1 rRNA gene is annotated in these 406 nt (G+C 54.4%); it reads right to left on the bottom strand.

From position 1 onward, the window contains the following. Positions 1-406, bottom strand: a 16S ribosomal RNA gene (locus ACTHSL_RS13110); the annotation flags it as partial.

Genomic DNA, 406 nt, shown 5'->3' with positions numbered 1-406 from the left:
GACTACTAGGGTATCTAATCCTGTTTGCTCCCCATGCTTTCGAGCCTCAGCGTCAGTATCGCGCCAGAAAGCCGCTTTCGCCACCGGTGTTCCTCCAGATATCTACGCATTTCACCGCTACACCTGGAATTCCGCTTTCCTCTCACGAACTCGAGCCAGACAGTATCCAAAGCACTTCCGGAGTTAAGCCCCGGGCTTTCACTTTAGACTAATCTGGCCGCCTGCGCTCCCTTTACGCCCAGTAATTCCGAACAACGCTCGCAACCTCCGTATTACCGCGGCTGCTGGCACGGAGTTAGCCGTTGCTTATTCCTGAGGTACCGTCACATCGGGATCATTTCCTACCCCGATCGTTCGTCCCACAGAAAAGAGTTTTACGACCCGAAGGCCTTCATCACTCACGCGG

It is taken from the genome of Neisseria sp. P0008.S010, from assembly GCF_051962715.1.
GTDB lineage: Bacteria > Pseudomonadota > Gammaproteobacteria > Burkholderiales > Neisseriaceae > Neisseria > Neisseria elongata.
This window is presented reverse-complemented; position numbering and strand designations above follow the sequence as displayed.